The sequence below is a fragment of the Celerinatantimonas marina genome (assembly GCF_046054165.1).
Classification (GTDB): domain Bacteria; phylum Pseudomonadota; class Gammaproteobacteria; order Enterobacterales; family Celerinatantimonadaceae; genus Celerinatantimonas.
On sequence record NZ_JBFNXK010000001.1, the window covers coordinates 146121 to 163105 of the forward strand.

The following is a 16985-nucleotide window of genomic DNA, read 5'->3' on the forward strand; positions in this document are numbered from 1 at the left end:
GAAATTCAGAATTTTTTCTCATCCCATAAATGGACCACTTTGCAACGACGATGCTCTAATAAAATTGCTATAGATGATATAGGCTCATTAAGGCACAGCATGTACTCGCTCGCGATTCAGCGATAAAATAACTCTAAAAGTCTGATGACGTGATGCGGCGGTCGCAAACGCATCACAGTCACAACAAGTCTTTCTCAATCAAGCTAAAAAGCAAACGCTTCTTCATGGTAACAATAAGCTTGATACAACTCAGGATTGATCTCAAAACCGATTCCCGGTGTGTTGGGCACTTGCACCAGACTCTGACGATCCATCGTCACTTCTGGCAGCATAAAATCGTGTTCCCAATAGCGCGCGGATGGAGGAATGTCATTGGCCAGCTTAAAGTTTGGCAACGTACTCACAGCCAAGTTATGCGCTTTACCAATGGCCGTGTCTAACATTCCTCCACACCATACGGGAATGCCAGCGTCTTGGCAGAGATTATGGATCATCAGGGTTTCGGTAATACCCCCCACACGTCCCACTTTGATATTGATGATCTTGCCGCTGCCCAGTTCTATTGCTTTACGTGCATCTTCTGCCGTGTGAATACTCTCATCAAGGCAGATCGGGGTTTCAATCGCCTGTTGTAATTTGCGGTGATCCACAATGTCATCATGTGCTAAAGGTTGTTCAATCATCAAAAGATGGTATGAATCGAGTTTTTTGAAAAATTCAATATCATCCAACGAATAAGCAGAGTTCGCATCAACCATTAAAGTAATGTCACCAAACTCACTACGTAATGCTTGCACGTATCGAATATCGTAGCCCGGTTTGATCTTAATTTTAATGCGCTTGTAGCCGGTCTCAAGATAACCTGCCACCGACTGAACCAAGGCTTCCGGGCTAGGTTGAATACCGATACTCACCCCGGCTTCAACTTTATCTTTCACGCCGCCCAGCTCTTTCCACAAAGGAATACCTTTTAATTTGGTGAATGCATCCCACACGGCACCTTCTACTGCAGCTTTTGCACATTTATTCCGTTTTATGGGTTCGAATATATCCCGAACTTCCGTTGGATAGCGGATCTCCCCGGCTTGTTTGAGCATGGGGATCAAGAAATCCTTCATGATGTGATAGGCACCAATATTGGTTTCTTCATTGTAAAAAGGCAGCGCTAACGCAGAACAATCGCCATAACCAACCACATCACCGACATGAACCTCAACTACCGTAAAATCTTTATAGGTCATGGTCGCAAAGCTAGTCGTAAATGGACTTTTCAGCGTCATCTTCATTTGACGCAATACGATTTTATCAATTTTCATAATTCACCTTCATCCAACAAGTTAGGCTGACTGATCCACGTAGGTCACTTCTTTTTTAAGTTTCTTGGTATGAATCGTCAGACTCATCACCGCCGCAAACAGAGCCGCCCCCATGAGGAATAAAAACGCAGACGAGAAATTAAAGTGATCAATGATGATGCCGATGGTCAAAGGTGCGATAAACCCGGCAGCTTGACCCCCAACGTTAATGACACCAATGGCACTGCCGACTTGATGTCCGGGCATCATTTTGGTCGGTAAAGCGACAGCAACCGCCAGAACAAATGATTTAAAAAAGTAGGCCAATGACTGAGCTATAATCACCTCGGTAATGGTGCTGGCACGGTACATCAGGAAGATGAAGAAAGCGGTTAATAATGCACAGACCATCAACATGTACTTTTCACGGCCATCAAAAAATTTAAGCATCACCCATCCCCCAATCGCAGTGGCGACACCGGCAAAAATATAGGGGAATGGCAACACCATACCGACATGTTTAATATCGAGATGGCGTTCTGTCATCAGATAAACGGGCATCCAAGAATCCAGACCTTTATTGACCAGACTTAATCCAAACCAAGTTGCAGCCAAACCCCATAACACTTTATTCGACAACACGGATTTCACATCATTGAAACCATATTGTTTCCCACTTTGACTGAGCGATTTTTTATTAGGAACGGTCAAACCATAGAGGATCACAAAGATAATCCCTAGCACCCCAATCGACATAAAGGCATGCCGCCACCCCAGATAGATCACTAAAGGCGCGATCAACATAGGTGCCAACATACTGCCGATATAATTCGACGAGATCAAAAACGAGCTTATTTTCGGCTTTTGTTCGATAGGGAAATGCTCTGCAGCGTTTTTAATAGAAGCCGAAGGATAGCCACCTTCACCAATACCGAAGAGAAAACGGATCACTAATAATGAAACAAGCGACCAAGCGATCCCGGTCGTGAACGTAAATACGGACCAACAGCCAATACACACCATGACAATAATTTTGGCGCCGTATCGGTCCGCAAGCCAACCACCAGGAAATTGCATCAACCAAAAGCCCAGATAAAAAGCACTCATGATCAACCCGATTTCAGTGGAGTTGAGTGACAGATCGTTGGCTATATGGGTTGAACTCATTGATAAAACGACACGATCGATAAAGGCAATACACCAACCCAGGTAGAGTAAGCTAAATATCCAATAGCGCTTTTTCTTTGAAGTGATATCCATCATCCATGGAGCTCCAAATGATCAAGGAATAAATGTCGGTAAAAACGACTTATTGAATACTAACGATTGGTTATGCATACTTCTATTTCAAAATAATCACGAAGTCATTGCCAAAAAAGCAAACTTAACGAGGCGACAAATGGATAAGAGCGCATCCATTCCATCTAAATATTTACAAGACACTACCATGCGCTATTTTCTGGAAGTGGTTCGTAGTGGCTCAATCAGCGAGGCGGCTAGCCGTTTGAATGTCGCCGCATCCGCTGTTAGTCGTCAAATATCAGGGCTTGAAGATAAATTAGATACGCCGCTCTTCGAACGTCGTAAATCAGGTATGATCCCCACTGCGGCAGGTGAACTCTTGGCCGCCTATGCTTTTCGCAACCAATTAGAAACCGAGAAAGTCGCCAAAGAAATCCAAGAACTGCAAGGCTTACAACGAGGTGAAATTAAACTAGTGTGTACCGCCGGATTTAGTTTGGACTTCATCCCTCAGGTCATTGCTTCTTTTAGAGAAAAATACCCTCATATCAATTTCAAATTATCGATCGCCGTTGCTGAAGAAGTGGTACGTCGCATTGTAGAGGGAGAATGTGATGTAGGAGTCACCTTTAGTCAAATCCCAATGGAAAATCTGCATGTTGCGTATCGTTGTAGCTCCCCTTTAATGGCAGTGGTTCCTCACCATCATCAATTAGCTCATAAAAAAAGAGTGACACTAAATCAACTCAGCGGCTATCCCATCGCCGTACCAGAACGTCATATTCTCACCCGGCGTCTTTTCGATGCCTGCTGTAGCCGACAAAACCTGATGATCCAACCTGCGCTGGAAACCACATCGATTAGTAGTCTGTTAGCCTTTGTCCGTTATGCCAATGGTGTATGTATCTCGGCGCATTTGGTTGTCAAGCAATATCTAAAAGACCATAACTTAGTGGCTGTTCCGATTGTAGGCGTTGATATCAACGGTTTAGATATTGAAATTAATACGTTATCGGGTCGAACCCTTCCCAAAGCGGTTTCTACATTTGTTGAGCACCTCAAATTCGCAATGCAAGCGGAGTTAAACTAATGCAACGCTATGGGACATAAATGGGTCGGCCCAACCTTTATCCTTATTCACCCAGAGACCGCTACATGCACAATGTGGCTCGATTTACCATTTGTTTAACGTAGAACCGCCCTTCCGGACGGCTTTAGTTGCTAACTCATTCTTTTCGAAGGTTAAACCAGCCAGGCGTGGTTTTTATTGCTTGCCACATGTGGCTGGGAATACTTCGAGCAATCGCATCACCTTCACCTAAATCCGTGAGGAATGCTTCACCCTGAGCCACTTTTTTAACCCAATCCGGATCGATCACTAAACCTTGTCCGACAGCGACTAAATCAATTCCCAATGCCAAAGCTTGCTCGGCCTGTTCCGGAGTACGGATCCCACCGGCAGCAATCACCGGCAACCGGTGGTTAATATAAGTCACCAATAAAGCGGTAATAACAGGGCCTTGGGGAGCAATAGATGGATGAGTTTTTAAGATCCCCCCCGGTTGAGAGATATGTAGATAATCTAAGCCTCCTTCAATCAGGTGATCGATCAGCGGTTTAAAGTCATCTATTTTTAAGCCCCCATCCTGTGATTCTTCAGGAGAGATCCGAAAACCAACGACAAATGGACGATCCGCATATTCAGCAACAATCCGCTGTACTTCTTCGACAACGGCCAATGGAAAGCGCAGGCGATTTTCCAAACTTCCACCCCAACGATCATCACGACGATTAAAATAGGGAGAGAAAAAGTTCTGGAGTAAAAACCCATGCGCACCATGCAACTCTACTCCATCGAACCCCGCTTCAATCGCACGCCGAGTAGCTTGACCAAAATCAACAATCAACTGTTGGATTTCCTGCTCTGTTAAGGCTCGAGGCAATTGCTGAGCACTAAAAGGATCGGAAGAAGATGGCACGGCGCTCGCACTGACCACATCCCCCTGCTCGATCAAATCAGCCACGGCTTTATTCCCCGCGTGAAAAAGCTGTAGAATAGCCGGTGCGCCCCCGCTTTTGGCGGCACTCGCAAGTTTTGTTAAGCCAGGAATAAAGCGATCATCAAAAGCGGCAAATTCATCCGTAAAACCGATTCCGTTAGCGGAAACATGTGAGCAACCGGTGAGGACCAGTCCCACATCCTGACTTCTTCGTTCAAAATAACGGACTTCTTCATCTGATACGGTTAAATCATGATTAGCCGACCATGTGGTCATGGGTGCCATGATAATCGAGTTACGAAGCTTTAATCCTTTGGCGAAAGCTTGAGACTTAAATAAGCGTTTTAAATTCATCACTACCCTCTTTATGTGATTTTCATTGTCCGGGTAATGTACACGAGTTGTCATTTTCTTCGGGAACCTGATACTCTCTAGCCTCTGCCTGTTTCTCTCAAATCATGAATAACCATTGGCTAAACAAATGAGACTTAAACAATGTGTGATACATTAGAACAAATTAAAAAAATAGCTAATAAACATATAGTTATGGGTAAGAATAAGTCAATTTCCGCTGGATTTTCTCTTTATGCTTGTAATACTCCCAGCAATAGTACATGTACAATTACCTCAGTATATGAACCTGTCCTTCGATTGGTGTTACAAGGTAGCAAAGCGCTTTTATTAGGTCAGCAAGAGCTGCTATATACGCCAGGAAGTTATTTTATCAATGTGGTGGAATTACCTATATCAAGCCGTATTGCCTCCGCCAGCCCAGAGCACCCTTACATGGCACTATCTGTTCCTATCAATCCAGAAAAATTGGTACAACTGGCCGCAAAATATCCCCCCATAGCGAGCACAAAAGCACACTCCGGAATACAGGTTTTTCACGCCAATCAAAGTTTTCTGGAGCCGTGGCTTAAACTGGTAAAATTATTAGACACACCGAGTGATCTAGATTTCTTTGCTCCCATGATTGAACAGGAAATCCTCTACCGACTCCTGCAGGATCAACAACTGGGGTTACTCAAACAGCTGTCAACCCGAACCCTTCCATTACAGAAAATCCGGTTGGCCATTCAATGGATCCGTGAGCATTACCGCGACAGTTTTACTATCGCGCAGTTAGCTGAGCAAGTAGCAATGAGTTCTTCAACATTACATCGTCATTTTAAGGAGATCACCAGCCTGAGTCCGCTGCAATACCAAAAAACATTACGCCTACAAGAAGCCCGGCAATTGCTGCTTACCGGATTAGACGTCGCTAAAATTGCCTACCAAGTAGGATATGAAAGTCCATCACAATTTAGCCGCGAATATGCGCGAATGTTTAACCGGGCACCATCTGCAGATGGTCAACGCCTACGTCATCAAGGATTTAGTCCCGAAGGCTTAATTACGGCACCCTGGGATAATTAAGTCATGACTGCCCACAAAATCATCCTTTAACAGTTGATCAATAGCCAAGAAGCGCGGCAATAGCGCTTCATTCATGCCTATTAAAGAAGAAGCTCAATCTGGGAGCATTCAGAATCACGGCCCTGTTCATGCAAAGAGGTCCCAGCCTCTAAAATAATTTCAGATTTCTAGACGTCTAGATTGACAAACGTCTATTGGGTTATACAATGGCCCCAGTTTTTGCAATCACGGTACCGTAAAATTTATGAACCAAGACCAAAAGAATACAGAAATCCAACCTAGAGCAATCGCTTTATTGCCTATTGCTGTTTTTCTTGTGTTATTTATTGGCGTAGGGGCCTATTTACAATCAAAAGGCACCCATTTCGCGTTTTATCAGCTTCCAGCTCCTGTCGCTATTTTACCCGCACTGGCACTCGCTCTGCTGCTCAGTAAAAACAAACTCAACAAAGCCATTGAGCAAATGATCCAGGGGATGGGACACAACAACATTATAACGATGTGTCTCATTTTTCTTTTGGCTGGTGGATTTAGTGTCGTCGCCAAAGCTACAGGAGGCGTCGATTCCGTGGTCGGTATCGGCTTAAGCATTATTCCCAGCTGGTTTTTAGTCCCTGGACTCTTTATCGTTTCAGCCTTTATTGCGACTGCCATGGGAACCTCTATGGGAACCATTGCCGCTGTAGGTCCAATTGCTGTTGGCATAAGTCATGCCGCAGGTGTATCACCCGAACTGATGGCCGGAGCTGTGCTCAGTGGGGCCATGTTTGGGGATAACCTCTCCATCATTTCAGATACCACGATTGCCGCGACCCGCACTCAAAATTGTCAGATGAAGGATAAATTCCGGGAGAATTTTAAAATCGCACTCCCAGCCGCTATTCTGGCACTATTGATCTTCTGGTACTTAAGTGGAAATACTTCCGTCCCCGATCAGAAAGATTTAGCCATTTTACCGGCCATTCCTTACATCATTATTCTGATTCTAGCGATTGTCGGTGTGAATGTGTTCGTGGTATTGGCCTTAGGTATTCTTTTAGCTGGACTCAATGGCATCATTGGGAGTGATTACAGCCTGATGGTCTTTGCAAAAGACATCTATAAAGGTTTCACGGGTATGCAAGAAATCTTTATTCTGTCGTTGTTCATCGGGGGACTCAGCGAACTGATGCGCCATCAAGGTGGATTGGCCTTTTTACAAAAGTGGGTCAGTAAACTGGTGGATCGCTTAGGTCGTGGTCAGGGAAGTGCCCAACTGGGTATTGCTGTTTTAGTCATGCTCACCAATATCTGTACGGCTAATAATACCATTGCCATTCTGGTCGCAGGCGGGGTAGCAAAAGAAGTCGCCGATGAACATCATATTTCTGGACGGCGCAGCGCATCCATTCTAGATATCTTCGCCTGTGTGATCCAAGGGCTCATTCCTTATGGCGCTCAGGTTCTGTTACTTGGTTCGTTATTTAAAATCACACCGCTCAACGTGATCAGTATGGCCGTTTATCCTCTGGTTTTGGCTGTTGTTGCACTCATCACGTTGTTTATCCGTCATCGGGGAACCCAACGTGGGTAATCCTTGCAACCGATGATTGATTCATCGCTATTGATAACAAGGTTTATGCGAATAGAATAAGCCTTGTTCACTTCTTTATTACTAATAATCCCACTCTCCTCATTAATTTCCGGTAAAATCAATAGCATTGAGTCAGGCGTTTTATCACCCTCTTACCGGGAAAAACAAATGGAACAGGAAATTATTTTATTTGATATAAGGGTCTGTTAATCTTTCATGGTTAAATTTTGTTCAAGTTAAATCCATTTTGAACAAGGCGCGGTCTGTGACGCTTAATGAGTTAAGCGAACAGAGCGCAACACCGTTCAGGATGGATTTAAATGAACCCGAAGGGCAGCGTCTGAGTCTGATTTATGCGGCGTTAGACGTCGTTTGTGGAGAATAACTACACGGCACAACGTCTGCCTTGCCTAAATTCAGACTCGGATGGCTGCAAAACTAATCACGAAAGGTCAACAGACCCTCACGAAACAGTACTGGATTTATCTACGCTCAAACCTAAATTCATTGATGCATTTCATCATGAGAGCGCATTACCCTTATGGTTTTCACTGCTTTTACACACGTCAACCGTCTGTATAGCAACCCAGATTAAAACTAATTTTGCCAAACTTTCAGCCGTCTGCTTAGATTCCATCGCGGCGCGATTGGGTATAGCTTTAACATCACAAACTCGCTCTAGCCTATTGTCTGCATTTGCACAGCTGCAACCCCATACTGATATCAAACCGGCTCTAGCGAAATTAAGATCGCATGGATTAAAAACCGTGGCTTTTTCCAACTCATCTCAGGAACTGATTTCAACCCAAATTAAAAACAGCGGACTCACGGATTATTTCGATGAGATTATTTCTGTAGAAGCAACTGGTAGCTTTAAACCCGACCCCAATGTCTATCGATTTGCCGCTCAAAGATTAGAGGCTCCGGTCCATCAGTTACGTCTGGTTGCCACTCATGACTGGGATACCCATGGCGCACTGTCTGCCGGACTCCATGCGGCTTATATTAACCGAAACGGAACACCTTATAATCCATTCTACAAACAACCCGATATATCAAGCACCGATATGAATGAGATTGTCAGTCAAATTTTAAATTTGCCCCATCACCATCGCTAAATAGCGGCTCCGATAAGTCGCTCCTCCGTTCAGGGATGACGCGCTGGAGCGCGATAAGAGCAGATGTTCAAACTAATAAACCCTATTAGATAGCTTCCATCACAAAGCTTTGATAGTTTAACTAGACACAAATGGAGAGCTTATATGGAACTAGATATTTATATTGTCGATGCTTTTACACAGCAACAATTTAAAGGTAATCCAGCTGCAGTAGTACTGGTTCAAGACTGGCCACAATCAGCAGTCATGCAAAATATTGCCGCAGAAAATAACCTTTCTGAAACGGCTTTTGTTAAACCACTCTCTTCTCATCAATTTCAAATACGCTGGTTTTCGCCACTAACAGAAATCGACTTTTGCGGGCATGCCACACTAGCCTCTTCATTTGTCATTTTTAATCAGCTGGGCCATCAGGGGGAAATTGAGTTTTTAACCTCACAGGTCGGGGCATTACAGGTGAATCAACTTGATGATGGCCGAATTGAAATGAGTTTTCCAAATCAGATCCCAACGCCTGTAGAGCAAATTCCTCAAGCCCTAACACAAGGTCTTTCCTCTCAACCGATTCAAGTATTAAAAAATCGGCAGGCTTACTTTGCCGTGCTGTCCTCAGAAGAGGACGTTAAAAACCTGGTGTATAAGCCCGAAATTATCAAACAACTTGCCCCACTGGATGTCGTCGTCACCGCTAAAGCCAAGGATTACGACTTTATCTCCCGTTATTTCTGGCCCGCCAATGGTGGAGATGAAGACCCGGTCACAGGCTCTATCCATGCGGGATTAGCTCCTTATTGGGCTGAGCAGTTAAATCAAAGCGATTTAGTCGCTTATCAGGCTTCTTTACGGGGTGGAATTTTATATTGCCATGTCGCTCAGGAACGAATTTCCGTGTCCGGATTCGGCGTTTTATATATGCAAGGAAAAATCTTTTTATAACCGACATTTTTATAAAATACCCCCTGAAGTTTAGAAAATTAAATGGGGATCAACATGGATAAGAAAAAACATCATGGCCATCCGAACAATTCAAATGACCGATTGGAATGAAATACTCAGGATCCAAAATGACATGTATTCTGACGTGGCTCCTGAAACACTATCAGTTTTGCAGAGTAAATGGGAATCTGCGCCAAACTGCTGTTTTGTCTACGAACAAAATCAGCAAGTTAGCGCTTATTTAATCTCTCATTTATGGCGGTATGAACATCCGCCCAAATTGCACACCGCGTTACCAGAGCAATGTGAGGGGCCGATATTGTTCTTGCATGATTTAGCGGTTTCTCGACGTGTTTCAGGGCAGAAAATTGGTTCTCAACTGGCTCAGCACTGCATCCAAGCGGCTATCAATCAGAACTGCCATGAAATCCGACTCGTCTCGGTTCAGGATTCATTTCAATTTTGGGAGAAAATGAACTTCTCCCATGCTCCTCATACGCCAGTCAGTGCAGATTACGGAGAAAATGCCAAAATGATGTACCGAAAATTGGAGCATTCACAGGGCTAGTAGGCATAAAAAGAGCCTCAAACATCACAGGCTCTTTACCTTTTCGCACACCAAGAGCAACGATCCACTAATGTTCCGTTTGCTTCAGTGCATTTTTAGCCGCATGTTCCGCCAGCGCTAACTCAATCAACTCACTGACTAAAGCTTTGGGTGACATCCCACTAGCCTGCCATAATTTAGGATACATACTAATCGCCGTAAATCCAGGCAATGTATTGATTTCATTAACAATAACATGTTCATCATCAGTTAAGAACATATCGACTCGCGCCATTCCCCGTGCTTCTAAACAACGATAAGTCGCTAATGCAACCTGTTGAACTTTGTTTAAAACAGTTGCGGAGACATCTGCCGGGATCTGCAATTTAGCCCCATCTTCATCGATATATTTCCGATCATAACTGTAAAACTGATCGTCTGTAATAATCTCACCGATAACCTCCGAAACCTGAGGCTCATCATTGCCTAACACGGCACATTCAATTTCACGCCCCGTAACAGCGGCTTCGATCATGACTTTCGTATCATATTCAAAAGCTTTATTTAAACAACTCAGCAATGCTTCGGGAGAACTCACTTTAGAAACACCAACCGATGATCCCATATTGGCAGGTTTTACATACACTGGGAATCCAAGCTGTTGTGTCACTCGGTTAGGCAATTCAGCATTCAACTGAGAGTGACGCAGCGCGATAAAATCAGCGACTTCAAGGCCCGCATCTCGCAGTAATCGTTTGGCAATATCTTTATCCATCCCCACGGCCGAACCTAAGATATCACTTCCGACACAAGCAACATTAGCCAGCCGAGCTAGCCCTTGAACAGAGCCATCTTCACCATAAGGACCATGTAATATGGGAAAGATCACATCCACCGCCAGACGCTCATTCGAGCCTATCACCATTAGCTGTCCCTGCTGTTCACTGACCACGAAGCTCACCTGCTGAGTCTGTGCATCAAAACTTAAAGCCGCCGGGTGTGGTGAATTCAACAATGGCTTATCAGGATTATTTAAATACCAGTTTCCCTGATGATCAATGCCAATCAGAACAGCTTCATATTTTTCAGGATCAATCGCGGCAATAACATTAACAGCAGACTGGAGCGATACTTCATGTTCCGCGGAACGCCCACCAAAGAGCACCGCCACACGCGTTTTTTTGAGCATAATTTGTCCGATATCACTTAACACTATACAACGGGCCATATCTGGCCACCTGCATCATTGTTTATACATCAACTTAGCATGCAATCCAAACGATGTGCATGCTTTTACTTCGATGACATGTTGATATATGTCTTATTCTGAAACGAACGAGATGAACGCTGCCCGGTGTTCCACCGGACAGTGACTCGTTATAGAGACAGCGTCATAACCCGATTATTAAAGTTTATAACGCTCAAGAATCAGCGTAAATCGCTTGCCAATTTTGCGATATGTTCCGGACCAATCCCACAACACCCACCGATGATCGATGCCCCGGCGGTACGCCATTGCTGCGCGAATTTAAGATACATTGCCGGCGTCAGATCTTGGCGAATATCATCCAATCCTTCGTTAGCTGTTGCTTCAGAAGTCTGAGCGACCGCAAAGGCATTACCATAACCGCCAATGCGAATCTGATCCGTCAATTCCAATTCATCCAATGTCGCTTTCGCTTGTGTAATCGCTGCTAAGATGACCTCAGGTTGACAGCAGTTAAATAAAATAGCAGCAACCTTTTGCTTAGCCATCGCGATCACGGCGTCCCGAACCGACTCTCCGGAGCGTAACTGAGCCATTCGTTCTGGGTGTTCATCATCTAATGTAAATGAAGCCCAGCGGGGTTTACCATCATCAGGCAGCAGTTCTAATACTGCCTCAGTTTCCGCAATCAGACTCTGAGTCTCAAGCTGCCATAGGTCAACATAAGGGGATAAATGTTCAATGAGGGGCGTTGCAATCGCTTTGACATGTTCTCGATCAAATAAATCAGGACGATAAGAACCAAATAAAGGAGGTAATGAACCGGAGACTAATGCTGAACTACCTTTGGCGGCAGCCCGAGCCACTCTTCCGGAGCGTTCAATAAGTTCCGGGCCTTGTTCATAGAAACGCTGTTCACCAATATGAAAAGGAACCAAAGCATAACTGTTAGTGGCGATCACTTGGGCACCCGCAGCAATGAAATCTTCATGCACCGCCTGCACCTGTTCCGGTGCTTCAATCATCGCTAGAGCAGACCATTCAGGCTGCTGAAACGGAGCACCTCGCCGAGCCAGTTCTCGTCCTAATCCACCATCTAAAATAATCAACGGTTTTGTCATTGCTATTGAGGCAAAAAAGCCACCCTCGTATTAGTTTACAGAGGATGGCAAAATAAGTGATTCTCTGCCAGGATGCAATCACTTATCACTAGGAACAGAGAGGAACCTAATATATTGATTCAAAATGAAACAATTAGGCCATCACTACGACTAGCCATTACGATATAAGTAGCTATATCCATTAATGGCTGGAACACCCCCTAAGTGTACGTACAATACTTTGGATCCTTTAGGGAAATAACCTTTTTTGGTCAGATCAATCAACCCTTGCATAGATTTTCCTTCATATACAGGATCGGTCATCATACCTTCAAGGCGAGCCACCATTCGAATCGCATCATTGGTTTCGTCAGATGGAACCCCATAAGCGGGATAAGCATAATCATCAACAATTACAACATCTTCTTTGGTAATCGGCTGTCCCAGTTCAACTAAATCGGCAGTATGCTGAGCGATACGCAGCACTTGGGCATGGTTCTGTTCAGGCGTTGCAGAAGCATCAATGCCAATTACATGACGCGCACGACCATCCGCAGCAAACCCAACCACCATCCCAGCCATTGTTGAACCAGTGACGGTACAAACGACGATATAATCAAATTTAAAGCCTAAATCAGCTTCCTGTTGTCTGACTTCTTCCGCAAAATTAACATACCCTAAACCACCGAGAGGATGCTCTGATGCCCCAGCAGGAATTGGATATGGAGTGCCACCTTTAGCTTTCACATCTTCCAATGCATTTTCCCAGCTTTCACGGATCCCGATGTCAAAACCTTCATCAATCAGTTCGACCTGAGCACCCAACACCCGACTCATCAAGATATTCCCAACCCGATCATAAACGGCATCATTAAAGGGAACCCAACTTTCCTGAACCAGACGGCACTTCATGCCAATTTTAGCGGCTACCGCTGCAACCTGGCGGGTATGGTTGGACTGCACGCCGCCAATGGTCACCAGTGTATCGGCTCCTGCTTTAATGGCATCTGGAACAATATATTCGAGCTTACGGACTTTGTTTCCACCAAAAGCTAAACCACTATTACAATCTTCACGCTTCGCATAGATTTCAACATCCCCCCCTAACGCTTCCGAAAGACGGCTTAATTTTTCAATTGGTGTTGGTCCAAACGTCAGCGGATAACGCTCAAAATTCTCTAACATATCCATTCCCTTTTTGGTAACAAATTTAACGTTATTCAGATTATCGTCATTCGAATGAAATGTGCTTTCTATTTTTAAGAATTTTTAAATTAAAAATTTCTTTTTTATATTTTATTTATTATAAATAGCATCATTAAATGTTAAAAAATGAAAGGATTTATCAATGTATGATTTAGACAAGATTGATCAACAAATATTACGTCTTCTACAAGCCGACGGACGCTTAACCAATGCCGAGCTAGCGCAACGTGTGCATATTAGTCCAGCGACTTGCTATCGTCGGGTGAGTCGCCTTTTTGAACATCAAATCATCCAAGCCGTCCATGCTCAGATAGAACCGAAAGCCGTTGAATTAGGGGCGTTAGTCATTGTAGGGGTCATGCTGGATCGCTCAACACCTGAAAGTTTTGCAGATTTTGAGAAAGCCATTACCCAGCTGAGCGTCGTTTTGGATTGCCAACTCGTCGCGGGGGAATTTGATTATTTATTGCGGGTACGCGTCAAAGATATTGAAGATTTCAACAAATTACACGCCAAAGAACTCATTGCATTACCCGCAGTTCGACAAATTCGAACTTTTTTTGTTATGAAAGAAGTCATCCGCAATGCACCACTTCAGTTTTAATCACTGGATTTTATCCCATTCATCATCTTTTAATCGCAATGTGTTCGGTGGCACTTTATGAGCTAAACGAATAAAACCTCATAACAATATGCTGAATAGTTATGCACTGCTAAAACGTCTACTTTATTTTGGTACTAAAGATGCATTGAAAATAATATTTAAACTGTCAGTACTATTTATTTTTCAAATAATTGATTTATATATGAAAATAAAAAATTACTGACACTGATTTTTAAATTTTCGATTCTGAAATTTGATCAATACACAGCATATTAACCTATATTTCTAGATAAATTTTTCATATCTACTTCTAAATTCATTTTTTTGTAAAATATTTCCGCTATTTTAAGTAGATTTTTCTCTTATATATCAGTTAGTATACATTCTGGCATGAAATCTGACGAAGTCTAAACTCAAGCCTTTCGCAGAGATAGCTAAAGATGCAACATGACAGGTCTGTTGATCTTTGTTGATTGTTTCTACAGTAAACCGACCTTAATTTAGATAAAGCAGGCTATATTCAGACAGTTTCAATAAATATGTCCTAATGCTGAAAAATCATGCATTAATGCTTCTTTGTAGGATCCCGGTGAGCGCATTCAACCCGCAAAGATCAGCAGACCCAAAAACAAGCCTTGTTTTTGTATGCTGCGCTTTAGGTTCTCTATTTTAACAATGGTCAACTAATTCAGGTTTGTATAGTAGGTCTATGTCGAATAGCCGTCGTTAAGGATTAATAACGACGAATCATATAAAGGAATATAATTTAATGAAAAAAACCCTTCTTTGTTTAGCTCTTTTATCTGCATCATCAAGCGCTTTCTCAGCAGATTTTATCCAATGGACGGATACAAGTCTTACTGCTTTGTATGGGCATAACTATAAACTGGCTTCTTCTGACGAACAAACAACCATCACGTTCGAATCTGCAGGTGGTTGGAAATATGGAGACTGGTTCTGGTTTGAAGATTTTATTCGCAACGATGGTGCATCTGTAGATTCAAAAACAAACTATGGTGAGTTTTCTCCCCGTTTAAGTGCCGGGAAAATTTTTGGAACAAACTTAAGTGTCGGCCCAATTACAGATCTGTCAGCGGCTTTTACCTATGAACATGGTGAAGGAGACGTTGAGAGCTACCTATATGGTCTTGGCATTGATCTTAAAGTTCCATATTTCACTTATTTTCAATTAAACACTTATCGTCGGGATGCAAAAAACAATAATTCAAGTGGTTGGCAGTTAACTCCGACATGGCGTATGGACATCCCTGTAGGAAGTAGCAACATCGTAATCGATGGTTATCTGGACTGGGTTTTTGCATCTGATCATGATCGTGGATACGAAACAAACTTCCACTTTAACCCTCAGATAAAATATGACTTGGGTCAGCTGATCGCTGGAGAAAAATTCAAGAACCATCTCATGGTCGGTATCGAATACGATTACTGGGCTAACAAGTATGGTGTCGACAGCGTCGATCAGGATACCTACTCTGTTATCGTAAAATACCATTTTTAATCTAGAAAATTACAATAGTAAATATGGCAGCAACGGCTGCCATATTCATCCATATAAACCGCTTATGCTTGAGCGTCTTGTCTGATACCTATCGAATCTTTTTCAAAATTCGAATGACAATTTAAGCCACAGCAGTCTCATAAATTGAGTTCAGCCACATGCAGCGGGCTAACCACTTGGATGCCATGCTTTTCAAGTAATGCGCATGTCACACCCTGCCCGGCCGTTTTAATACCTTCAAATTTTCCATTATAAATTGTTGAACTGCCACATGAAGGACTCGACTCGGCTAAAACAGCGCAGGTGATTTGCTGCTTCTGGCATATTTGTAACGCAAGTTCAGCCCCTTTAAGAAAGGTGGCCGTCAAATCAGAGCCATCTTCTCCCAGCACTCTAGCCTCGCCAGCCACAACGGCCCAACCAGAGCCACCACTGATCTCAGCCGGAATTCGTGGTGATGGTAATCCCGCTGCCATTTCTGGACAAAAAGGGACGATCTCATGTGTATCGATAAACTCCTGAAATTCACTCGTGTCCACCTTAAGATGCCCCCCGTTATAGCGAACATGTTCTCCCAGTAGACAAGCACTCATCAGCACTTTTGACATTTATTCATCCTTATCAGTCCGATCAAGATATAGACACTCAAAATTTCAGCTTTAAATTTCCATTTCAACACACAAGGCGACTCATTTAAATGACAGACATACCTTCGCATTCTTGAAAAAGTCTCATCTAAGGGCCCAACGTCAAGATAAAAATAATAGCCGAACAGCTCAGCGAGTATTAATACTCAAAAATACGATTACGATTTACCAATAATTTCATGTCCATAGGAATTATCAATCGAACATCGCCAGACACCATCCGTATTTTTGGTAAAAACATAAGTGGCTTTTCGAATAACTTCAGGACAGTTAGGCGCTGATATAACTGTATTGGCTAAAACTAAAGCGGTATCACCGGCCTCCAAGACTTCCATACCCTGCTGATGCACCTTCAATCCATTTTGAAAATAAACCGCAATCGCTTCAAATGCAGCACGGATCGCATCTTTCCCCACAGCATGACGACCAGGCTCAATCACCAGTATCGAATCTTCTGTATAAATCCCCATTAACGTTTCGAAATCTTCAGCGACAATCGCCTTATCGGCCTTTGCAATCTGCTCAATAACTGGATGTGGCATCTTTTCCCTCATGAATTATTACGTTAAGTT

General features: G+C 43.4%; 16 protein-coding genes. 8 read left to right on the forward strand and 8 right to left on the reverse strand.

The window, feature by feature from the left end:
* Positions 1 to 203: 203 nt before the first annotated feature.
* Positions 204 to 1316 (reverse strand): o-succinylbenzoate synthase, encoded by a 1113-nt coding sequence (menC, locus tag ABUE20_RS00650; RefSeq protein ID WP_408617862.1) that lies wholly within the window; start codon positions 1314 to 1316, stop codon positions 204 to 206.
* A 21-nt stretch (positions 1317 to 1337) separates the two neighbouring features.
* The gene (locus ABUE20_RS00655) at positions 1338 to 2558 is read right to left on the reverse strand and encodes an MFS transporter (protein WP_408617863.1); all 1221 of its coding nucleotides are present in this window, start codon (positions 2556 to 2558) and stop codon (positions 1338 to 1340) included.
* Positions 2559 to 2694: 136 nt separating this feature from the next.
* Here ABUE20_RS00655 and ABUE20_RS00660 point away from each other — a divergent pair, with 136 nt between their 5' ends.
* Positions 2695 to 3627 carry a LysR family transcriptional regulator gene (locus ABUE20_RS00660; protein ID WP_408617864.1) on the forward strand — a complete coding sequence of 311 codons (933 nt, stop codon included), beginning with the start codon at positions 2695 to 2697 and terminating at the stop codon, positions 3625 to 3627.
* Between the two features lie 136 nt (positions 3628 to 3763).
* Here the strand turns inward: ABUE20_RS00660 and ABUE20_RS00665 are convergent, their stop codons facing one another.
* Positions 3764 to 4891: an NADH-dependent flavin oxidoreductase gene (locus ABUE20_RS00665; RefSeq protein WP_408617865.1), complete on the reverse strand. Its 1128-nt coding sequence runs from the start codon at positions 4889 to 4891 to the stop codon at positions 3764 to 3766.
* Between the two features lie 192 nt (positions 4892 to 5083).
* Here ABUE20_RS00665 and ABUE20_RS00670 point away from each other — a divergent pair, with 192 nt between their 5' ends.
* The 5 genes from ABUE20_RS00670 (at position 5084) to ABUE20_RS00690 (ending at position 10151) form a co-directional block, all read left to right on the forward strand.
* Positions 5084 to 5956 carry an AraC family transcriptional regulator gene (locus ABUE20_RS00670; protein WP_408617866.1) on the forward strand — a complete coding sequence of 291 codons (873 nt, stop codon included), beginning with the start codon at positions 5084 to 5086 and terminating at the stop codon, positions 5954 to 5956.
* 244 nt (positions 5957 to 6200) lie between these two features.
* Positions 6201 to 7529 (forward strand): Na+/H+ antiporter NhaC family protein, encoded by a 1329-nt coding sequence (locus ABUE20_RS00675; RefSeq protein WP_408617867.1) that lies wholly within the window; start codon positions 6201 to 6203, stop codon positions 7527 to 7529.
* A gap of 401 nt (positions 7530 to 7930) precedes the next feature.
* Positions 7931 to 8647 (forward strand): haloacid dehalogenase type II, encoded by a 717-nt coding sequence (locus ABUE20_RS00680; protein ID WP_408618224.1) that lies wholly within the window; start codon positions 7931 to 7933, stop codon positions 8645 to 8647.
* Between the two features lie 144 nt (positions 8648 to 8791).
* Positions 8792 to 9583: a PhzF family phenazine biosynthesis protein gene (locus tag ABUE20_RS00685; RefSeq protein WP_408617868.1), complete on the forward strand. Its 792-nt coding sequence runs from the start codon at positions 8792 to 8794 to the stop codon at positions 9581 to 9583.
* Positions 9584 to 9656: 73 nt separating this feature from the next.
* A complete protein-coding gene (locus tag ABUE20_RS00690; protein ID WP_408617869.1) occupies positions 9657 to 10151 on the forward strand; it encodes a GNAT family N-acetyltransferase in 495 nt (164 codons plus the stop codon).
* A 67-nt stretch (positions 10152 to 10218) separates the two neighbouring features.
* Here the strand turns inward: ABUE20_RS00690 and ddlA are convergent, their stop codons facing one another.
* From ddlA to ABUE20_RS00705, 3 genes are all read right to left on the reverse strand, one after another.
* Positions 10219 to 11358 (reverse strand): D-alanine--D-alanine ligase, encoded by a 1140-nt coding sequence (gene ddlA, locus ABUE20_RS00695; RefSeq protein ID WP_408617870.1) that lies wholly within the window; start codon positions 11356 to 11358, stop codon positions 10219 to 10221.
* A 200-nt stretch (positions 11359 to 11558) separates the two neighbouring features.
* Complete coding sequence (locus ABUE20_RS00700; protein ID WP_408617871.1) at positions 11559 to 12458, reverse strand: homocysteine S-methyltransferase family protein; 900 nt, start codon at positions 12456 to 12458, stop codon at positions 11559 to 11561.
* A gap of 150 nt (positions 12459 to 12608) precedes the next feature.
* On the reverse strand, positions 12609 to 13622 hold the full coding sequence (locus tag ABUE20_RS00705; RefSeq protein ID WP_408617872.1) for a 1-aminocyclopropane-1-carboxylate deaminase: 1014 nt from the start codon (positions 13620 to 13622) through the stop codon (positions 12609 to 12611).
* Positions 13623 to 13785: 163 nt separating this feature from the next.
* Here ABUE20_RS00705 and ABUE20_RS00710 point away from each other — a divergent pair, with 163 nt between their 5' ends.
* Together ABUE20_RS00710 and ABUE20_RS00715 are read left to right on the forward strand one after the other, a co-directional pair.
* Positions 13786 to 14247, forward strand: coding sequence for an Lrp/AsnC family transcriptional regulator (locus ABUE20_RS00710; protein WP_408617873.1), 462 nt, complete (start codon positions 13786 to 13788; stop codon positions 14245 to 14247).
* Between the two features lie 769 nt (positions 14248 to 15016).
* A complete protein-coding gene (locus tag ABUE20_RS00715) occupies positions 15017 to 15766 on the forward strand; it encodes an outer membrane protein OmpK (protein WP_408617874.1) in 750 nt (249 codons plus the stop codon).
* A 137-nt stretch (positions 15767 to 15903) separates the two neighbouring features.
* Here ABUE20_RS00715 and ABUE20_RS00720 read toward each other — a convergent pair whose 3' ends face one another.
* Together ABUE20_RS00720 and ABUE20_RS00725 are read right to left on the reverse strand one after the other, a co-directional pair.
* Positions 15904 to 16374 carry a 2-thiouracil desulfurase family protein gene (locus ABUE20_RS00720; protein WP_408617875.1) on the reverse strand — a complete coding sequence of 157 codons (471 nt, stop codon included), beginning with the start codon at positions 16372 to 16374 and terminating at the stop codon, positions 15904 to 15906.
* Between the two features lie 197 nt (positions 16375 to 16571).
* Positions 16572 to 16955 carry a YybH family protein gene (locus ABUE20_RS00725; RefSeq protein WP_408617876.1) on the reverse strand — a complete coding sequence of 128 codons (384 nt, stop codon included), beginning with the start codon at positions 16953 to 16955 and terminating at the stop codon, positions 16572 to 16574.
* Positions 16956 to 16985 lie beyond the last annotated feature (30 nt).